General features: G+C 61.2%; 13 protein-coding genes and 1 pseudogene. 6 read left to right on the forward strand and 8 right to left on the reverse strand.

Annotation, left to right across the window (positions count from 1 at the left end):
• The 4 genes from ATI53_RS20075 to rpsL all read right to left on the reverse strand — a co-directional run.
• On the reverse strand, window positions 1-95 hold a 95-nt coding region (locus tag ATI53_RS20075; protein WP_249033412.1), incomplete at its 3' end, for a GTP-binding protein.
• An 87-nt stretch (window positions 96-182) separates the two neighbouring features.
• Entirely contained in the window at window positions 183-2306 is a 2124-nt protein-coding gene (fusA, locus tag ATI53_RS20080) for an elongation factor G (RefSeq protein ID WP_009505033.1), read from the reverse strand.
• Between the two features lie 30 nt (window positions 2307-2336).
• Window positions 2337-2807 (reverse strand): 30S ribosomal protein S7, encoded by a 471-nt coding sequence (gene rpsG / locus ATI53_RS20085; protein WP_009505032.1) that lies wholly within the window; start codon window positions 2805-2807, stop codon window positions 2337-2339.
• Between the two features lie 13 nt (window positions 2808-2820).
• Window positions 2821-3192, reverse strand: coding sequence for a 30S ribosomal protein S12 (gene rpsL, locus ATI53_RS20090; protein WP_007118826.1), 372 nt, complete (start codon window positions 3190-3192; stop codon window positions 2821-2823).
• A 366-nt stretch (window positions 3193-3558) separates the two neighbouring features.
• Between rpsL and ATI53_RS20095 the strand changes: the two genes are divergently transcribed.
• Window positions 3559-4374, forward strand: coding sequence for a glycosyltransferase (locus ATI53_RS20095; RefSeq protein WP_111551199.1), 816 nt, complete (start codon window positions 3559-3561; stop codon window positions 4372-4374).
• A 259-nt stretch (window positions 4375-4633) separates the two neighbouring features.
• Here ATI53_RS20095 and rpoC read toward each other — a convergent pair whose 3' ends face one another.
• From rpoC to rplJ, 4 genes are all read right to left on the reverse strand, one after another.
• Window positions 4634-8890, reverse strand: coding sequence for a DNA-directed RNA polymerase subunit beta' (rpoC, locus tag ATI53_RS20100; protein WP_009505030.1), 4257 nt, complete (start codon window positions 8888-8890; stop codon window positions 4634-4636).
• A gap of 109 nt (window positions 8891-8999) precedes the next feature.
• Window positions 9000-13139: a DNA-directed RNA polymerase subunit beta gene (gene rpoB / locus ATI53_RS20105; RefSeq protein ID WP_009505029.1), complete on the reverse strand. Its 4140-nt coding sequence runs from the start codon at window positions 13137-13139 to the stop codon at window positions 9000-9002.
• A gap of 611 nt (window positions 13140-13750) precedes the next feature.
• Window positions 13751-14131 (reverse strand): 50S ribosomal protein L7/L12, encoded by a 381-nt coding sequence (gene rplL / locus ATI53_RS20110; protein ID WP_009505028.1) that lies wholly within the window; start codon window positions 14129-14131, stop codon window positions 13751-13753.
• Between the two features lie 71 nt (window positions 14132-14202).
• The gene (gene rplJ / locus ATI53_RS20115; protein ID WP_009505027.1) at window positions 14203-14715 is read right to left on the reverse strand and encodes a 50S ribosomal protein L10; all 513 of its coding nucleotides are present in this window, start codon (window positions 14713-14715) and stop codon (window positions 14203-14205) included.
• 204 nt (window positions 14716-14919) lie between these two features.
• On the opposite strand from rplJ, the gene ATI53_RS23045 reads away from it, so the two are divergent.
• The 5 genes and pseudogenes from ATI53_RS23045 to ATI53_RS20130 all read left to right on the forward strand — a co-directional run bounded on the left by ATI53_RS23045 (window position 14920) and on the right by ATI53_RS20130 (window position 20666).
• The gene (locus ATI53_RS23045; RefSeq protein WP_009505026.1) at window positions 14920-15099 is read left to right on the forward strand and encodes a hypothetical protein; all 180 of its coding nucleotides are present in this window, start codon (window positions 14920-14922) and stop codon (window positions 15097-15099) included.
• Window positions 15093-15992 carry an ImuA family protein gene (locus ATI53_RS24300; RefSeq protein WP_311136024.1) on the forward strand — a complete coding sequence of 300 codons (900 nt, stop codon included), beginning with the start codon at window positions 15093-15095 and terminating at the stop codon, window positions 15990-15992. The genes ATI53_RS23045 and ATI53_RS24300 overlap by 7 nt, the downstream gene beginning before the upstream one ends.
• A pseudogene (locus tag ATI53_RS24610) lies at window positions 15964-16347 on the forward strand (Y-family DNA polymerase); the annotation flags it as partial. The gene ATI53_RS24300 and the pseudogene ATI53_RS24610, both read left to right, overlap by 29 nt.
• Before the next feature lie 99 nt (window positions 16348-16446).
• Window positions 16447-17406: a Y-family DNA polymerase gene (locus ATI53_RS20125; RefSeq protein ID WP_311136025.1), complete on the forward strand. Its 960-nt coding sequence runs from the start codon at window positions 16447-16449 to the stop codon at window positions 17404-17406.
• Window positions 17403-20666, forward strand: a complete 3264-nt coding sequence (locus ATI53_RS20130; protein WP_205912167.1) for an error-prone DNA polymerase — start codon at window positions 17403-17405, stop codon at window positions 20664-20666. Before ATI53_RS20125 ends, ATI53_RS20130 begins: the two co-directional genes overlap by 4 nt.
• Window positions 20667-20758: the final 92 nt, after the last annotated feature.

Raw genomic sequence — 20758 nt, forward strand, 5'->3', positions numbered from 1 at the left:
ATCGCCGCCGTCAGCGTCGTCTTGCCGTGGTCAACGTGACCGATCGTGCCGATGTTGCAATGCGGTTTGTTCCGCGCAAACTTTTCCTTTGCCATGGTATTGGCTCCTCTGTCTTGTCGGATGGCGGGCCGTGGCCTGCCCTACGGGAAATGGGTAGGGCGGGGTTTCCCCCGCCACCCGGCTTAGGCGTATTTCGACTGGATCTCGTCAGAGATGTTCTGCGGAACCGGGTCGTAGTGGTCGAACTGCATCGAGAACTGCGCGCGGCCCGAAGACATCGACCGCAGGGTGTTGATGTAGCCGAACATGTTGGCCAGCGGCACGAACGCCAGGATCGCCACGGCATTGCCGCGCTGTTCCTGACCCGACACCTGACCGCGACGCGAGGTCAGGTCGCCGATGATCGAACCGGTGTATTCTTCCGGCGTGACCACTTCGACCTTCATCATCGGCTCAAGCAGCTTGGCACCGGCCTTGCGAAGACCTTCGCGCATGCACATGCGCGAGGCGATTTCGAAGGCAAGGACCGAGGAGTCGACGTCGTGGAACTTGCCGTCGATCAGCATGACCTTGAAGTCGATCACCGGGAAGCCGGCCAGCGGACCGGAGTCCATCACCGATTTCACGCCCTTTTCCACACCCGGAATATATTCCTTGGGCACGGAGCCGCCGACGATCTTGGACTCGAACGAATAGCCTTCGCCCGGCTCTGTCGGCGAAATGACCATCTTCACTTCGGCGAACTGACCGGACCCACCCGACTGCTTCTTGTGGGTGTAGGTGTGTTCGATCTCGTGACCGATGGTTTCGCGGTAAGCCACCTGCGGCGCGCCGATGTTGGCTTCGACCTTGAACTCGCGCTTGAGACGATCGACCAGGATGTCCAGGTGAAGTTCGCCCATGCCTTTCATGATGGTCTGACCGGATTCCTGGTCAGTTTCCACGCGGAAGGACGGGTCTTCGGCAGCCAGACGGGCCAGGCCCGCCGACATCTTTTCCTGGTCGTTCTTGGTCTTGGGCTCGACCGCGATCTCGATGACGGGATCGGGGAAGGTCATGGTTTCCAGCACGACGGGTGCGGCCTGGGCGCAGAGTGTGTCACCGGTGGTGGTCTCTTTCAAACCGGCCAGCGCGATGATGTCGCCTGCAAACGCTTCCTCGATCTCTTCGCGGTTGTTCGAGTGCATCATCATCATACGACCGATGCGCTCTTTCTTGCCCTTGGTCGAGTTCAGGATCGAGTCGCCCTTTTTCATCACGCCGGAATAGATCCGGGTGAAGGTGAGCGTGCCCACGAAAGGGTCGTTCATGATCTTGAACGCAAGACCCGAGAACGGTTCCGAATCGTCGGCATGACGCGCGAGGTTCCGGGTTTCGGTCTCGTCATCCGGCGAAAAGCCCATGTAGGGCGGAACGTCCAGAGGACCGGGCAGGAAATCGACAACGCCGTTCAGAAGCGGCTGAACGCCCTTGTTCTTGAACGCCGAGCCACCCAGGACCGGAACGAAGGACAGCGACAGCGTGCCCTTGCGGATCAGTTTCCGCAGGGTGGCGATGTCGGGCTCTTCGCCTTCGAGATAGGCTTCCATGGCGTCGTCGTCTTGTTCGACCGCGTGCTCGATCAGGTGCGACCGCCACTCGTCTGCGGTGTCCTTCAGACTGTCGCGAATCGGACGGCGAACCCAGGACGCACCCAGGTCTTCGCCTTCCCAGACCCACTCTTCCATGGTGACCAGGTCGACGATGCCTTCCAGCTGGTCTTCGGCACCGATCGGGAAATTGACCGGGACCGGGATCGCACCGGTGCGATCCTTGACCATCTTGACGCAGTTGAAATAGTCGGCGCCGATCTTGTCCATCTTGTTGACGAATACGATCCGCGGAACCTTGTAGCGGTCAGCCTGACGCCACACGGTTTCGGTCTGCGGCTCGACGCCGGCGTTCCCGTCCAGAAGGCAGATGGCACCGTCAAGCACGGCCAGCGAGCGTTCGACTTCGATGGTAAAGTCGACGTGGCCGGGCGTGTCGATGATGTTGTAGCGGAATTTCGTGTCCGAAGTACCTTCTTCGGTCGGATCTTCCTGCCACTGCCAGAATGTCGTGGTCGCAGCCGAGGTGATCGTGATGCCCCGCTCCTGCTCCTGCTCCATCCAGTCCATGGTGGCCGCGCCATCGTGGACTTCGCCGATCTTGTGGGACCGGCCAGTGTAGAAGAGAATACGCTCGGTCGTCGTGGTCTTGCCCGCGTCGATATGGGCCATGATCCCGAAGTTGCGGTAACGTGTGAGCGGATATTCGCGTGCCATAGTGGACTGCCTTTCCGGAGGGAAGTTCTGTTACCAGCGGTAGTGGCTGAACGCTTTGTTCGCGTCGGCCATCTTGTGCGTATCTTCGCGCTTTTTCACAGCGGATCCGCGCGACTGAACAGCATCTATAAGCTCGCCTGCAAGGCGCTCTTCCATCGTGTTCTCGTTGCGGGCGCGCGATGCGTTGATCAGCCAGCGGATGGCCAGGGCTTCGCGACGTTCGATGCGCACTTCGACGGGCACCTGGTAGGTGGCACCACCGACGCGGCGCGAGCGCACCTCGACCGACGGCTTGATGTTCTCAAGCGCCTCGTGGAACACTTCCACCGGGGCGCGCTTGATCTTGCCCTCGACGCGATCGAGCGCGTTGTAGACGATCTTTTCCGCAACCGACTTCTTACCGTCGATCATCAGGTTGTTCATGAACTTGGTCAGCACGACATCGCCATACTTGGCGTCGGGCAGGACTTCGCGCTTTTCAGCGGCGTGACGACGAGACATTTACCTAATCCTCTTACTTGGGACGCTTCGCGCCGTACTTCGAGCGACGCTGCTTCCGATCCTTGACGCCCTGGGTGTCGAGCACGCCACGCAGGATATGGTAACGCACACCCGGAAGGTCTTTGACACGACCGCCGCGGATCAGCACAACCGAGTGCTCCTGGAGGTTGTGGCTTTCACCGGGGATGTAGCTGATGACCTCGAAGCCGTTGGTCAGACGCACCTTGGCGACTTTCCGCATAGCCGAGTTCGGCTTCTTCGGGGTGGTGGTGTAGACGCGTGTGCAGACGCCGCGCTTTTGCGGGCATTCCTGCAGGTGCATGGACTTCGAGCGTTTGACTTTCGGCTGCCGCGGCTTGCGGATCAGCTGCTGGATCGTGGGCATTGGGTCGTTTCCCCGTTTCTCACATATATGTGCACGGGGTTGCCCGTGCGGGTTCCAAAATTCAAGGCGCCCTGCGCGTCCACAGGTCACCGGCTGGTGCGCGACATCCGACAGAACGTCAGAAAAGACGCAAAGCACCGCATCCGCTCCCGTGGGAGCGTCGCGGTGGATGTACAGAGGATCGGGGCGTTTCGGCCCGGATCTTGACCGCTTCATTAGTGTAGAATGCGCCGGACGCACTGGGGCTCCGACGAATTGAGGCGCGTATATGGGGAGTCGCGCCCCTTGTCAACAACGCCCTGCCCTTGCACGGGCAAAGCTGCGGTGGCATGCACGAACCGCAGGTCTGCCGCAGGAGATGCCTGAATGCAAGTCATCGGATTATGCCGGTTTTCATGGCCCGCCGAGGGCGGTTTTCAGGTCGAACACGCCGACCCGGCAAGCCGTGAGGCCTATCTTTACGCCCCGGCCCGGATGGAAGAACGCCTGGCCCATTTCGAAGCGATCTGCCTGCCGGGCCTGAAGGCGCAGACCGATCCTGACTTCGCGCTCCTCGTGCTGATCGGCGACACGCTGCCACAGGGGTATCGCGCCCGGCTAGAGGCCCTGCTGTCCGGGTTCCGCCAGGCGCGCATCGTGATACGTCCGTCCGGCCCCCACCGCGCCGTCTGTCAAAGCGTCATCAACGAGGCCCGCGACATGGCTGCTCCCTGCTTGCAATTCCGCCATGACGACGACGACGCGGTCGCGGTGGATTTTGTCGCCACGCTGCGGCAGGCCGCCGATGATGTGCGTGCGCTGCTGGCAAGGCATCGGCTGGTCGGCTTTGACTGGAATCGCGGCTATGTGGCGCGGCCCGATGCCAAAGGTCTGTGCGCGGAGGAAAGCGTGACACCATTCTGGGGCGTGGCGCAGGCCATGGCGGTGCAGGCCGGGGTCCGGCAGTCCATCATGAACTTCGGGCATAACAAGATCCTGCGGTTCATGCCCACGCTCAGCTTTACCGACCGGGCCATGTATGTGCGTGGGCACAACGATCACAACGATTCGCGTCAGAAGGGACACGTCAGGCCTGTGGCCCTGCCCCGGCTCGATGCCGCCGGCGAGGCCTTGCTGCGCGCGCGCTTTGCGATCGACGCCGATCAGGTGCGGTCGATTTTCGGCGCCATGCCCCTTGCCTGAACCTGACTGAGCGGCGCGCGGTGCCCGCCACCTTGATCCACGAACGCCCGGCACGAAAGCGCCCACGCTGTCGGAACTGCGCCGCTGGCGTTTTCTGATTGGGCGGTGATGCCCGGCCTACAGCGCGCGACCGCCGGGTTCGGAAGCCAGGTTTCTTGAACCCGATGCAGCTTCCGCCCCGGACAAGAAAAGCGAAAGGCCCCCACCCGAAGGGCAGAGGCCTTTGCCAGTGTCACAGATGCCCGTCAGGCAGCGCGGATCACTCGCGGCTTTCTGGGGTATCCACCACGAGGTTGTCGAACTCGTCGCCCCCGATGATGTCGCTGCCCGATGTGTCGGCCTCGGGCGCCGCAAGCCGGGCCGCTGCATCGGCCTCGGCGCGTTTGACGTCGATGACCTTGGTGTCGCGATCGGTTGCGATCTTGCGCACACGCTGGGTGGCGCCGCCGGTGCCCGCCGGGATCAGGCGGCCCACGATGACGTTCTCCTTGAGGCCCACAAGCTTGTCGCGCTTGCCCTGCACCGAAGCTTCGGTCAGCACGCGGGTCGTTTCCTGGAACGAGGCGGCAGAGATAAAGGACCGGGTCTGAAGCGACGCCTTGGTAATCCCCAGCAGGATCGGCTCGCCCTTGGCAGCGCGACCGCCCTTTTTCTCGATCTTCTCGTTTGCCGCATCGAATTCGGCCTTGTCGACGTGCTCGCCCTTCAGAAGCGTGGTGTCTCCGGAATCCTGGATCTCCCACTTTTGCAGCATCTGACGGACGATGACTTCGATGTGCTTGTCGTTGATCTTCACACCTTGCAGTCGATACACGTCCTGCACTTCGTCGATCATGTAGTTCGCCAGCGCCTCGACACCCATGATGGCCAGGATGTCATGCGGCGCGGGGTTGCCATCCATGATGTAGTCGCCCTTTTGGACGAAGTCGCCTTCGACCACCGGGATGTGCTTGCCCTTCGGGATCATGTATTCGCGCGACTCAAGGCTGTCGTCGACCGGATCGATCGCGATGCGACGCTTGTTCTTGTAGTCCTTGCCAAAGCGCACATAGCCGTCGATTTCGGCGATGATCGCGTTGTCCTTGGGACGCCGCGCTTCAAAGAGTTCAGCCACACGCGGCAGACCGCCGGTGATGTCCTTGGTCTTTGCGCCCTCGCGCGGAATACGCGCCACGACGTCACCGGCCTTGATCTCCTGCCCGTCTTCGCACGACAGGATCGCATCCACCGACATCGGATAGGTGATCGGGTTGCCGGCCGCGTTGCGCACAGGCTCGCCATCGCCATCCATCAGGATGATTTCCGGCTTGAGCTCGTTGCCCTTGGGCGCGGCGCGCCAGTCGATCACGATCTTCTGCGACATGCCGGTGGCATCGTCGGTCTCGTCGCGCACCGCCATCCCCTGCACAAGGTCGACGTGACGCGCGATACCGTCCGCCTCGGCGATGATCGGCAGCGTGTAGGGGTCCCATTCGAGCAGCTTGGTACCGCGCGCGATGGTATCGCCTTCCTTGACGAACAGCTTGGTGCCGTAGCCCAGCTTGTGGCTGGCACGTTCCTTGCCGTCCTCGCCCATGATGCGCAGCTTCATGTTGCGGCCCATCACCAGCATGTCGCCGCTGGTGTTTTCAAGCAACGAGGCATTCTCGAACTCGATGACGCCTTCCTGCGACGCTTCCAGGAACGACTGCTGGCCACCCTGCGCAACACCGCCGATGTGGAAGGTCCGCATCGTCAGCTGCGTGCCGGGTTCACCGATGGACTGCGCGGCGATGATGCCGACAGCTTCGCCGGTGTTGACCATGGTGCCGCGCGCGAGGTCACGCCCGTAGCACATGGCGCAGACGCCCTCTTCGGCCTCACAGGTCAGGGGCGAGCGGATGCGCGTGACCTGCACCGCGGCCTCTTCGATCAGATCGGCCATGCGTTCGTCTATGAGCTGGCCCTCGCGGATCAGCACCTCGTCGGTACCGGGGCGCAGGATGTCCTCGGCCGCGACGCGCCCCAGAAGACGTTCGCCCAGCGAGGCGACGACTTCGCCGTCGTTGACAGCGGCTTCGGCGGTGATCGCACGGTCGGTGCCACAGTCGTGCATGCGCACGATGCAATCCTGCGCCACGTCCACGAGACGACGGGTCAGATAGCCCGAGTTCGCCGTCTTGAGAGCCGTATCCGACAGACCCTTGCGGGCACCGTGGGTCGAGTTGAAGTATTCAAGAACGGTCAGACCTTCCTTGAAGTTCGAGATGATCGGCGTCTCGATGATGTCGCCGTTCGGCTTCGCCATCAGGCCGCGCATCCCGCCCAGCTGCTTCATCTGCGTGACCGAGCCACGCGCCCCCGAGTGGGCCATCATGTAAACCGAGTTCGGTTCCATTTCCGACCCGTCCTCGGCGCGCTTGGACGCCGAAATGGTCGACATCATCGCCTCGGTGACCTTGTCGTTACACTTCGACCAGGCATCCACGACCTTGTTGTACTTTTCACCCTGGGTGATCAGGCCGTCCATGTACTGCTGTTCGAAATCCTTGACCTGCTCACGGGTTTCCTCGACGAGCGTCCACTTGTTGTCGGGGATCACCATGTCGGCCTTGCCGAAGGAAATGCCCGCCTTGAACGCCTCTTTGAAACCCATCGACATGATCTGGTCGCAGAAGATCACCGATTCCTTCTGACCGCAGTAGCGGTAAACGGTGTCGATGACGCGCTGAACGTCCTTTTTCCGCAGCAGGTTGTTCACCAACTCGAACGGCGCCTTGGCGTTCATCGGCAGCAGCGCGCCCAGACGGACCCGGCCCGGCGTGGTTTCATACCGCTTGACGACCTCGTCACCGGTTTCGTCGATCTGCTTGACCCGACACTGGATCTTGGCGTGCAGGTGCACTTCGCCCGCGGTCAGCGCGTGTTCGACTTCTTCGATGGACGAGAACACCATGCCTTCGCCCTTCATGCCTTCGCGCATGATCGAGACATAATAGATGCCCAGGATCATGTCCTGCGACGGAACGATGATCGGCGCGCCGTTGGCGGGCGACAGCACGTTGTTCGTCGACATCATCAGGACCCGCGCTTCCAACTGGGCCTCAAGGCTCAGCGGGACGTGAACGGCCATCTGATCCCCGTCGAAGTCGGCGTTGAAGGCCGAACAGACAAGCGGGTGCAGCTGGATCGCCTTGCCTTCGATCAGTTGCGGTTCGAACGCCTGGATGCCCAGACGGTGCAGCGTCGGCGCGCGGTTCAGCAGGACCGGGTGTTCGCGGATGACCTCGTCAAGGATGTCCCAGACTTCGGGGCGTTCCTTTTCGACCAGCTTCTTGGCCTGCTTGACCGTCGACGACAGGCCCTTGGCTTCAAGCCGCGAGTAGATGAATGGCTTGAACAGTTCGAGCGCCATCTTCTTGGGCAACCCGCACTGATGCAGCTTCAGCTCGGGGCCGGTCACGATGACCGAACGGCCCGAGAAGTCGACGCGCTTGCCCAGAAGGTTCTGACGGAAACGACCCTGCTTGCCCTTGAGCATATCGCTCAGGGACTTCAGCGGGCGCTTGTTGGCGCCGGTGATGACACGGCCACGGCGTCCGTTGTCGAACAGCGCATCGACCGCTTCCTGAAGCATCCGCTTTTCGTTGCGAACGATAATGTCCGGCGCACGCAGTTCGATCAGCCGCTTGAGGCGGTTGTTCCGGTTGATCACGCGGCGATACAGATCGTTGAGATCAGACGTCGCGAAACGTCCCCCATCCAGCGGCACCAGCGGGCGCAGTTCGGGCGGAATAACCGGCACGACGGTCAGGATCATCCACTCGGGGCGGTTGCCGGATTCCAGGAAGGATTCCACCACCTTGAGCCGCTTGATGATCTTCTTGGGCTTGAGCTCGCCGGTCGCTTCCTTGAGATCGGCGCGCAGGGTTTCGGCTTCGGCCTCAAGGTCGATGGCCGCGAGCATTTCGCGGATCGCTTCCGCGCCGATATTGGCGGTGAAAGCGTCCATGCCGAACTGGTCCTGCGCGTCGAGGAATTCATCCTCGGTCATCATCTGGCCATAGGTCAGATCGGTCAGGCCCGGTTCGATCACCACGTAGTTTTCGAAATAGAGCACGCGCTCCAGGTCGCGCAGCGTCATGTCCAGCATCAGGCCAATGCGCGAGGGCAGCGACTTGAGGAACCAGATATGAGCGCAGGGGGCGGCCAGTTCGATGTGGCCCATGCGCTCGCGCCGGACTTTCTGCAGCGTCACTTCGACGCCGCATTTTTCGCAGACGACGCCGCGATATTTCATGCGCTTGTACTTGCCGCACAGGCATTCGTAATCCTTGATCGGACCGAAGATGCGCGCGCAGAACAGACCGTCACGCTCGGGCTTGAACGTGCGGTAGTTGATCGTCTCGGGCTTTTTGATCTCGCCGTAGGACCAGCTGAGAATACGCTCAGGGGATGCGAGCGAGACCTTGATCTCGTCAAAAACCTTGGGCGGGGTCAGCGGATTGAACGGGTTGTTGGTCAGTTCCTGGTTCATGTCAAAACCTTTGTGTCATGGCTGCCGGAGGAGGGGAGCCCAAGATTTTTCGTACGAAAAATCTTGGGTCTTGTGCGGTTCGGAAGAATTTTCGTACGAAAATTCTTCGTCACTCTTCCCCTCCCTCGGCGTCCAGGAGTTCCATGTTCAGGCCGAGGCCGCGGACTTCCTTGACGAGCACGTTGAAGCTCTCGGGGACGCCCGCTTCGTAATTGTCCTCGCCCTTGACGATGCTTTCGTAGACCTTGGTCCGGCCCGCCACGTCGTCCGACTTGACGGTCAGCATTTCCTGCAGGGTATAGGCGGCGCCATAGGCTTCCAGCGCCCAGACCTCCATCTCCCCGAAACGCTGACCACCGAACTGCGCCTTACCGCCCAGCGGCTGCTGGGTCACAAGGCTGTACGGCCCGGTCGATCGCGCGTGGATCTTGTCATCCACCAAGTGGTGAAGTTTGAGCAGGTACTTCACACCCACGGTGACCTTGCGGCTGAACTCTTCTCCGCTGCGCCCGTCGAACAGCCGCGACTGGGCGGCTGTGTCGAAACCGGCCCGGATCAGCGCATCGTCGATATCCGCTTCCTTGGCACCGTCGAAGACCGGCGTCGCGATCGGTACGCCGCGCGTGACGTTGCCTGCCGCTTCGACGAGATCCTCTTCGTCCATTCCAACGATGCCTTCTTCATAGACATCATCGCCATAGGCAATGCGCATCGCTTCGCGCACCGGTGTCAGGTCGCCCGAGCGCCGGTAATCCTGCAGCGCATCGTCGATCTTGATGCCCAGGCCGCGCGCGGCCCAGCCCATGTGGGTTTCCAGAATCTGGCCGACGTTCATCCGCGACGGCACGCCCAGAGGGTTGAGGCAGAAGTCGACCGGCGTACCGTCTTCGAGGAACGGCATGTCTTCCATCGGAACAACGCGGGAAATAACGCCCTTGTTGCCGTGACGACCGGCCATCTTGTCGCCGGGCTGAAGCTTGCGCTTCACGGCCACGAAGACCTTGACCATCTTCATCACGCCCGGCGGCAGATCGTCGCCGCGACGGACCTTTTCGACCTTGTCTTCGAAACGGGCATCCAGCGCGCGTTTTTGCACTTCGTACTGTTCGTGCAGCGCCTCGACGATCTGGGCGTCCTGCTCCTGTTCCAGAGCAAGCTGCCACCACTGGCCGCGGCTCAGCGTACCCAGAAGATCCTCGGTGATTTCCGAATTCGGACGTACGCCCTTGGGGCCCTTCACCGCAGTTTTGCCGAGGATCAGGTCGTGCAGCCGCGCATAGATGTTACGGTCGAGGATCGCCAGCTCGTCGTCCCGGTCACGGGCCAGACGTTCGACTTCCTCTCGCTCGATCTGCAGCGCACGTTCGTCTTTCTCGACCCCGTGGCGGTTGAACACCCGAACTTCGACCACGGTGCCGTAATCGCCCGGCTTGACCCGCAGCGAGGTGTCGCGAACGTCCGATGCCTTTTCGCCGAAGATGGCGCGCAGCAGCTTTTCTTCCGGCGTCATCGGAGATTCACCCTTGGGGGTGATCTTGCCCACCAGGATGTCGCCCGGTTCGACGTCGGCGCCGATGTAGACGATGCCCGCCTCGTCAAGGTTGCGCAGGGCCTCCTCGCCGACGTTGGGAATGTCGCGGGTGATTTCCTCGGGCCCAAGCTTGGTGTCGCGCGCCGCGACTTCGAATTCCTCGATGTGGACAGAGGTGAACACGTCATCGCGCGCGATGCGTTCCGAAATCAGGATCGAATCTTCGTAGTTGTAGCCGTTCCACGGCATGAAGGCGGTGATGACGTTCTTGCCAAGCGCCAGCTCCCCCATGTCCGTCGACGGGCCGTCCGCCACGATTTCGCCCTTTTGAACCGTCTGACCCACCTTCACCAGAGGCTTCTGGTTGATACAGGTGTTCTGGTTCGAGCGCTGGAACTTGCGCATGCGGTAGATGTCGACGCCCGCATCGCCCAGTTCCAGATCGGAGGTCGCGCGGATCACGATCCGCTGCGCATCGACCTGATCGACGATGCCGGCCCGCTTGGCCTGAATGGCCGCACCGGAGTCGATGGCGACCTTGCCTTCGATGCCGGTGCCGACAAGCGGCGCCTCGGCGCGCAGGGTCGGAACCGCCTGACGCTGCATGTTCGCGCCCATCAGGGCACGGTTGGCGTCATCGTTTTCCAGGAACGGGATCAGCGACGCCCCAACCGAGACCAACTGCTTGGGCGACACGTCGATCAGATCGACGCTTTCCGCCGGCGACAGCGTGTAATCGCCGGATTTCCGCGTGTTGACCATTTCGTTCACGAACTGGCCCGCGCCGTCGATGTTGGCGTTCGCCTGCGCGACCGTGTGGCGCATTTCTTCGGTGGCGGACATGTAGTGGACCTCATCGGTCACCTGCTTGTCCTTGACCACCCGGTAGGGCGTTTCGATAAAGCCGTACTTGTTCACGCGGGCAAAGGTCGCAAGGCTGTTGATCAGACCGATGTTCGGGCCTTCGGGCGTTTCGATCGGGCACATCCGACCGTAGTGGGTCGGGTGAACGTCGCGGACCTCAAAGCCCGCGCGCTCGCGCGTCAGACCACCCGGCCCGAGCGCCGACAGGCGACGCTTGTGCGTCACTTCGGACAGCGGGTTGGTCTGGTCCATGAACTGCGACAACTGCGACGAGCCAAAGAACTCACGCACCGCCGCCGCCGCCGGCTTGGCGTTGATCAGATCCTGCGGCATCACCGTGTCGATTTCGACCGAAGACATGCGTTCCTTGATCGCACGTTCCATGCGCAGAAGACCGACGCGGTACTGGTTTTCCATCAGTTCGCCGACCGAGCGTACACGACGGTTGCCGAGGTGGTCGATGTCATCAATGTCGCCGCGCCCGTCGCGCAGATCGACCAGCGCCTTGATGCACTTGACGATGTCGTCACGGTCCAGCGTGCGCTGGGTGTCGGGCTTTTCAAGCGCCAGGCGCATGTTCATCTTGACCCGGCCAACAGCCGACAGATCGTAGCGTTCGCCGTCAAAGAACAGCGTGTCGAACAGCGACGAGGCCGCCTCGACGGTGGGCGGCTCGCCCGGACGCATGACGCGGTAGATGTCCATGAGCGCGCCGTTGCGGTCCATGTTCTTGTCCGCCGCCACAGTGTTGCGCATGTAGGCGCCCACGGTGATGTTGTCGATGTCCAGCACCGGGATCTCGGTGATCCCCGCGTCCATCAGATCCTTGAGCGACCCGCCGGTGACATCGCCGTCCTTGTCCACGACCCAGGTCAGCTCATCGCCGGCCTCGACGTAGATGGCGCCGGTGTCCTCGTTGATGATGTCCTTGGCGACGAACTTGCCGACGATCTGCTCGAACGGCAGCAGCAGGTCCTTGACGTTGCCCTCGTCGATCAGCTTCTTGACCGCGCGCGGGGTGATCTTCTTGGTGGCTTCGGCGATGATCTCGCCGGAATCCGCATCGACAAGATCATAGGTCGGACGGGTGCCGCGCACGCGTTCGGGGAAGAACTTGGTGACCCAACCCTCGCCCCGGCGCAGCGTATAATCGACGGTGTTGTAATACGCGTCCATGATCGCTTCCTGGTCGAGACCAAGAGCGTAAAGCAGCGTCGTCACCGGCAGCTTGCGGCGACGGTCGATGCGCGCAAACACGATGTCCTTGGCGTCGAATTCGAAATCCAGCCACGACCCGCGATAGGGAATGATCCGGCAGGCGAACAGCAGCTTGCCCGAGCTGTGCGTCTTGCCCTTGTCATGGTCAAAGAACACGCCGGGCGAGCGGTGCATCTGGCTGACGATCACCCGCTCGGTGCCATTCACGACGAAGGTGCCGTTCGGCGTCATCAGGGGCATGTCGCCCATGAAGACATCCTGTTCCTTGATGTCCTTGACCGACTTCGCGCCGGTGTCCTCGTCGATATCGAACACGATCAGACGCAGCGTCACCTTCAGCGGGGCGCTGTAGGTCATGTCGCGCTGCATGCACTCTTCGACGTCGTACTTGGGCTTTTCCAGCTCGTAGGATACGAATTCCAGAACGGCGGTTTCGTTGAAATCCTTGATCGGAAAAACCGACTGGAAAACGCCCTTGATCCCCTCGCCGTCGGACGGCAGGGGCTGGTCGCCGGATTTCAGGAACAGCTCGTACGAAGATTTCTGGACCTCGATGAGGTTCGGCATTTCCAGGACTTCCCGGATCTTGCCATAATATTTGCGAAGACGTTTCTGGCCAAGGAAACTTTGCGCCATGAGGTTGGTCACCTTTTCAGCTTCTCAACGAAAACACAGGCCGGTGGGCGCCGGCCGTGCATCCATCCGAGATGGCAATTCATCTGATCCATGCTCGACCCACGTCCCAAAGTGGGTCTCTCGATCCGATCCCTGCCTTGGAAAGCTCCTCGGCGATGAGGAGCTTGCCAAGTCGGGGCAAACGAAACACGCTGGTCTTGCGGAAGCTGCCGTGTCACCGTGGGTGGTCTGGCTGGGTCCGCTTCTTTTCCCGATTCACCTGCTAGAAAGGGCACAACGCCGGAAGACAGCTTCGAATCGCACGAAACCGCAAGAGGCTTCGAGATAGAGTCTGAACGCACCGAACGCAAGGGGCAGGTCAAAATTTCGACGGCCTTGCGCAGACGGGCGGCGCCCCTGCCCTCACAATACCGCCACCGGGATCGGCGCCCGGCAACCTGGCGATCATGTGTCGCCAGCGCCAACAGAACGTGATTCCGTTTTCCTGGATTGTTTTGGACGCATCGGTCCGCGCGTCGCCGCGAGACCGCCACGCGGCACAGCGCGCGCCCGAAAATGAAAAAGCGCCCCGCTTGCGGGGCGCTTTCGCGTGATACAACGCAAAGACGAAATTACTTGATTTCGACTTCGGCGCCAGCTTCTTCGAGCTTTTTCTTGATTTCTTCGGCTTCGTCCTTGGACACGCCTTCCTTGACAGCCTTGCCGCCGGCTTCGACCAGCTCTTTGGCTTCTTTCAGGCCCAGGCCGGTGATGCCGCGGACTTCCTTGATGACGTTGATCTTCTTGTCGCCAGCGGCTTTGAGGATCACGTCGAATTCGGTCTTTTCTTCCTCGGCGGCAGCGGCATCGCCACCGGCCGGGCCAGCCATCATGACGGCGCCGCCCGCTGCGGGCTCGATGCCGTACTCATCCTTGAGGATGGTTTTCAGTTCTTGTGCTTCGAGCAGGGTCAGACCGACGATTTGCTCAGCAAGTGCTTTAAGATCAGCCATTTTGCGTTTTCCGTATGTTTAGATGTGTTCCAACGTACAGGGCGTGTGCCCTGCAAGAGTCTCGGGTGCGCTTACGCCGCCTTTTCCTCGATGGTCGAGAGGATGGAGGCGATGTTCGAAGCAGGGGCGCCAATGGCACCGGCGATGTTCGATGCGGGTGCGCCGATACAGCCGACGATGGAAGCAATAAGCTCATCGCGCGACGGCATTTTCGACACGGCCTCGACACCGGCACGGTCCAGCGCCGTCCCGCCCATGTTCCCGCCAAGGATCTGGAATTTCTGGTTCCCCTTGGCGAAATCCTCGACCACCTTGGCAGCTGCCACGGGATCTTCGGAATAGGCGATGACGGTCATGCCCTGAAGGTATTCGGCAATGCTTCCGCACGGCGTCCCTTCCAGAGCAATCTTGGCGAGCCTGTTCTTGGCGACGCGGACCGAAGTTTCGCCAGCACTTGCGCGCGCGCGAAGATCCGTCATCTCGGCAACCGTGAGACCCTCGTAGCGGGCAACCACCACGACGCCAGAGCTTTCGAAGATCTGGCCGAGTTCCTCGACCAATTTCTCTTTCTGGGCTCTATCCACAGTTTCACTCCAATGTATGGAGGGGAGACCCCCTCCGGCTCGTTATGGCAGGGTTTCCCCGGCCGCAAAGGTCCGAAATCGGGTCGTCGCATCGCGCTGCCGGAACACATTTCCGGAACGTTATGTCGCTTCCCGTCTCAGGCAGGAATTACAGGATCTCTCCAACCCACCGTCTCGGACGAAATATGAAGGCAGTCACGAATCGTGAAAGCCCTCGCGTCGAGCCTCATAGACGGATCGACCCGCTTTGCCAAGGTGGCATCGACGATGATGATGCTGCCGCGCGACATGCTGGCCGATCCGGTCCGGCCTGGCGCCTGGTCCGATACCGCCGCACCGACGGTCAATGCGCGGCGGATCGGTGCCAAGACATTCGCATGCTGACCGGGTTTCACCGGGGCGGCTTTTTCCCGCACGACAGCGGACTCATCTCCGGTCTCGGTCCGGAAGAGAGCCAAGCGCACGCCGTTCAGCAGGCCGTCCGCCACGCGGCTGTTGATGCGGGGAATGGTGTTCCCGGCTTGCCCCGACGGTGCGACGGAACGGCGGAGGATGTCGGTGTGAGCGGCGGCGGTGTTTGTACCCGCCAGCGTCAGGCGGTTGATGGCGCGGCGACGGGGGCCGCGGTCAGTCGATCCGACACCGGCGAAAAACCGGAGGGCGCGGGGCAGTTTCAAAATCCCTTTCCGGTTTTGCCGTGTATGCTGACCGCCATGACCGACTTCGATTCTCACTTCCCTCCGAAGAACGCCCGCACGCATGAGGTTTGCGGGCCGTCTGCTCTGTCTTTTGCCCTGGCCCTGGCCGGGCAGTTGGGTGGCACGGCGGTGTGGCTGCGCGAGGCATGGCAGGGAGACCAGATCAACCCGGTCGGCTTTGCCCCCTATGTCGATCCGCAACAGCTGCTATTGGCCCTGGCCCCATCGCATCTTGACTTGCTCGCCAGTGCCGAAGAGGCGCTGCGCTCGGGCTCTGTGACGCTTGTGGTGATGGAGATCACCAAACCCGTGGGCCTGACCGAAGGGCGGCGCCTGCAATTGGCATCTCAGCACGGCAACGCCATGGGACTATGTATTTTGCCCCAAGGCATGGGCAGCAACGCCGCGCAAACCCGCTGGCGCTGTTCTCCTGTTTTCGACCCGGATCCAAATGCAGACTCGACTCTGCAAAATTGGGAAATTATAAAGAACAAATCAGGAACACACGCCGCGTGGACTGTGAAGTGGAATGCGCAAACGCATCGTATCAATGTGGTTTCCAAGACTGCCCAGCGATAGGGTTCTACGCGCACGCGCCACGAACACAGCCAACGACAACCGCCCCTTTGTCCTGACACATCATGAGAAAGGCACCGACCGTATCTATTGCCTGAACCCCGCGGCCGAGGCGCAGGGATTGCATCGTGGCATGGGGGTTTCGGACGCGCGCGCCTATTGCCCCGACTTGCAAAGCCAACCTGCCGATATCGCCGCGGATACGCGGTTTTTGCAGATGCTCGCACGCTGGAGCAAACGGTATTGCCCCTGGGTGGGCCTGGATGGCCGCGATGGTTTGATGCTTAATATTGCAGGATCGGCGCATCTGTTCGGCGGCGAATCGGCGATGCTTGACGACATGCGCCACCGCCTTGTGCGGGCGGGTTTGCAGGGCCATGTTGCTGCGGCCGATACACGCGGCGCGGCGTGGGCGCTGACGCACTATGGGCGCGCCGCGCATGAAGACATCGGCGCCTTGCCCGTCGCGGCGCTTCGCCTTGACGCCAAAACAGACACCGCGCTCCAGCGCCTTGGCCTGCGCAAGATATCGGATCTGTTCGCCCTCCCCCGCGCGGCAATTGCACGCCGTTTCGGACCCGAGGTGATGCTGCGCCTGGATCAAGTCATGGGCGCACAGGAAGAGGCCATCACACCTTTGCGCGAGGCGCCGCACTATGGCGTCCGTCTCACATTGCCCGACCCGGTTGGCCTCAGCGCAGATGTGATGGCGGGCACAGAGCGTCTTCTGACGCGGCTGTGCGAGAAGCTCAAAGAACGGGATATGGGGGCACGCCAGTTGCAACTGACCCTGCGCCGCGTCGATCAAGGCGCGCAACAGGTCGAACTGCGCCTGGCCGCGCCCATGCGCGATGCGGCACGGATTTTACCGCTGTTCGAACGCGGAATACATGCGGCTGATGCCGGGTATGGCATTGATCAGATGCGCCTTGAGGCCACACAGGTCGAGCCTTTGTTGAATGCGCAAGCCAGCAATACCCCGGCAGAGCGCCGCGATGGTCTGGAGGATCTGATCACGCGGCTGGGCAATCGCATTGGGCTTGACAATATCCGGCGTTTCTTGCCCGCCGACAGCCACATTCCCGAGCGCAGCTTTCAAATTGCACCTGCGGCCTATAGCGCGCCTGAAGGCCCCTGGATCAGTGCGCGCCCCCGCCCTTTGCGCCTTTTCCCACCGGAACCGATTGCGGCGACGGGGCCCGAACTGCCCATGAAGTTTCGCTGGCGGCGCATGGCGTTTACAACGGGCCGCAGCACAGGGCCAGAGCGCATTGCGCCCGAATGGTGGCTGCCCGATCGGGCGTGGCAATCGGGCGTGCGCGATTACTGGCATATCGAAACGCGCGAAGGGCGGCGGCTCTGGCTGTTTTACACACCACAAAATCCCGCCTGGTTCGTGCATGGTGAATTCCCGTGATCGCCCGCAACCCGTCATTGAACCCCGGCTATGCCGAACTGTGCTGCACCTCGAATTTCACCTTTCTACGCGGCGCATCGCATCCCGAAGAACTGATCGTCCGTGCTGCCGCTTTGGGCCTGAACGCCATCGCGATCACCGATCACAATTCTTTGGCAGGTGTGGTGCGCGCCTATAGCGCACTTAAAGAGTTGCGCCGCGAGTTGGGGGATACGGCCCGGTTGCCCAGGCTTGTTGTCGGCGCGCGGCTGATTTTGCGCGATAGCGACACCCATTGGATTGCCCTGCCCCAAGATCGCGCCGCCTATACACGGCTGACGCGCCTGCTCACCTTGGGAAAACGCCGCGCGCCGAAAGGCGCATGTTATCTTGATCTGCGCGATGTTGTTCAGGGCGGCGCAGGGATGACCCTGATTGCGCTCTCGCAATCGACCTTGCACGATTGCGCCACAGAGATTGCCACGCTCAAAAGGTGCTTTCCGAAAGATGTTTTTGTCGGGGCCAGCCCGCGCTACGACGGCAGCGATCAGCAGCATTTCGATGCCTGCGCCCGGCTCGCGCATCGCACGGCGGCCCCGATGGTGGCTGTGGGCGATGCGCTGATGCATCACGGATCGCGGCGGCAACTTGCAGATGTTCTGACATGTTTGCGCGAACAGATCACGATTGACCGGATTGGCACAAGGGCGCTTTTGAATGCCGAACGCCGCCTGAAAGGTGAAGCCGACATGGCGCGCCTCTTTGCCCGCCATCCCGCGGCCCTGCGCCGCACAATCGAGATTGCCACCAGATCGAGCTTTTGCCTCTCCGAGCTCAGCTATGAGTATCCGGATGAAATCGCAGGGGGCGAGCCGCCGCAAGAAAGATTGGCCCGTCTTGCCGCCGAAGGGCTTAGAACCCGCTATCCAAAAGGAGCGCCGAAACCGGCCATCGCGCAAATGAAGAAAGAGCTGGCGCTGGTAGAAACACTTGGTTTTGCAGCGTATTTCCTCACCGTGCATGACATTGTGCAATTTGCGCGATCTCAGGGCATTCTGTGCCAAGGGCGCGGCTCGGCGGCCAATTCGATCCTGTGCTACTTGCTCGGGATCACCGACGTCAGCCCCGAAACCATCACCATGGTGGTCGAGCGGTTTGTCTCTGAACATCGCGGCGAGCCGCCGGATATTGATGTGGATTTCGAACACGAACGTCGTGAAGAAGTCATCCAGCACATCTACGCCAAATATGGCCGTCACCGTGCGGGGCTTTGCGCGACAGTGATCCACTTTCGCTCGCGCGCGGCCATCAATGAGGTGGGCAAGGTCATGGGGCTTTCCAAGGATGTGACGGCAAACCTGTCGGGGCAGATCTGGGGGTCGGGCAATGGCGGCGCGGACCCTGAGCGGGTTAAAGAACTGGGCCTTGATATGTCTGATCCGCGTTTGGCGCTGACAATCAGACTCATCGGGGAAATCATCGGTTTTCCGCGCCATCTGAGCCAGCATGTCGGCGGGTTTGTCATCACCAAGGCGCGGCTGGACGAGCTTTGCCCGATTGAAAACGCCGCGATGGAAAACCGCACGATCATTGAATGGGACAAGGACGATATTGATGCGCTTGGCATTCTCAAGGTCGACATTCTCAGCCTTGGAATGCTCACCTGCATTCGCAAAAGCTTTGATCTTATTGCGCAGCACGGCGGTGATCGGCTTTCCATCGCCAGCGTGCCGCAAAGTGATGCGTCAACCTTTGATATGCTCTGTGTGGCGGATGCGATTGGGGTGTTTCAGGTCGAAAGCCGCGCGCAGATGAACTTCTTGCCCCGTATGAAGCCGCGCGACTTTTACGATCTGGTGATTGAGGTCGCCATCGTGCGCCCCGGTCCGATTCAGGGCGGCATGGTGCATCCCTATATCAACCGCAGGCAAGGCAAAGAGCCGATGTCATTCCCGTCCAAAGAGCTTGAAAAAGTGCTCGGCAAGACCCTCGGCGTGCCGCTCTTTCAGGAACAAGCGATGCAGATCGCCGTGGTGGCGGCCGGATTTTCACCAAGCGAGGCCGACAAGCTGCGCCGCTCTATGGCCACGTTTCGCCGGATGGGCACCATCGGCCAATTGCGGGATAAATTCATCGGTGGCATGTTGGAACGCGGCTACGAACCGGCCTTTGCGGAAAGTTGTTTTTCGCAGATTGAAGGTTTTGGCGAATACGGTTTCCCCGAAAGCCATGCCGCCGCTTTTGCCATGCTCGCCTATGTTTCAGCATGGCTCAAATGCCATCATCCGGCGGCTTTCGCCTGCGCTTTGCTCAATTCTCAACCCATGGGGTTTTACGCCCCCGCCCAAATTGTCCGCGACGCCCGCGAGCATCACATCGAAATGCGCCCGATCTGTGTAAATGCCAGCGCATGGGACAACACGCTCGAACGCCGCAACGATGGCAGCCTGGCCCTGCGGCTCGGGTTTCGACAGATCAAAGGCTTTCGCGAAGAAGATGCCGCATGGATCGTCGCGGCACGCGGCAATGGCTATCCCAACCCAGAGGCGCTGTGGCTGCGCGCAGGCCTCGCACCGGCGGTGCTTGAACGGCTGGCCGAAGCGGATGCCTATGCAGGACTTGGCATGGGGCGGCGCGATGCGCTTTGGGCGGTGAAGGCGATAACCGGCCCCAAACCGTTGCCCCTGTTCAGTGATCCGATTGAAGGCGAGGGCCTTCATGAGCCCGTCGTCACCCTGGCAACAATGCAACTGGGCGAAAATGTTGTTGAAGACTATGTGTCGATGCGCCTGTCTCTCACAGCGCATCCAATGGAGCTTTTGCGCGCGGATATGGACGGGGTGACGCCCCATGCCGCCTTGCCCGATGTGCCTTTGGGGCCGCTTGCGCAGGGCCATATTTCTGTCTGCGGCTTGGTCATCACGCGCCAGCGTCCGGGCACGGCAGCAGGCGTGGTGTTCTTGACGCTCGAAGATGAAACCGGGGTCTCGAACGTGGTGGTGTGGAAAAACATCTACAAGCGGTTTCGCCGGGCCGTGATGACGGGCCGCCTGCTGCGTGTAAGAGGGCATGTGCAGCGCGAAGGAATCGTGGTGCATGTCATTGCCCATCATATCGAGGATATCTCGCACCGTTTAAGGGATCTCGGCCATCCGAACGATGACGCCATCGGCCAAACCCGACCACAGGCCGATGACGCGCCAAGATCACGCCCTCAAGCCCGTGCCATGCATCCACGGGAACAGGCAAAGCGGCTGTTTCCAAGCCGGGATTTTCATTAGGTGTTTGATCCCACGGTTTGATGGTGCGATCCTTTCTCATGAATGGAAGGAAGCCTTATGGGACAAGTTCGTCACGGGAGCGCCACGCACTG

The organism is Salipiger aestuarii (genome assembly GCF_003259905.1).
Lineage (GTDB): Bacteria > Pseudomonadota > Alphaproteobacteria > Rhodobacterales > Rhodobacteraceae > Salipiger > Salipiger aestuarii.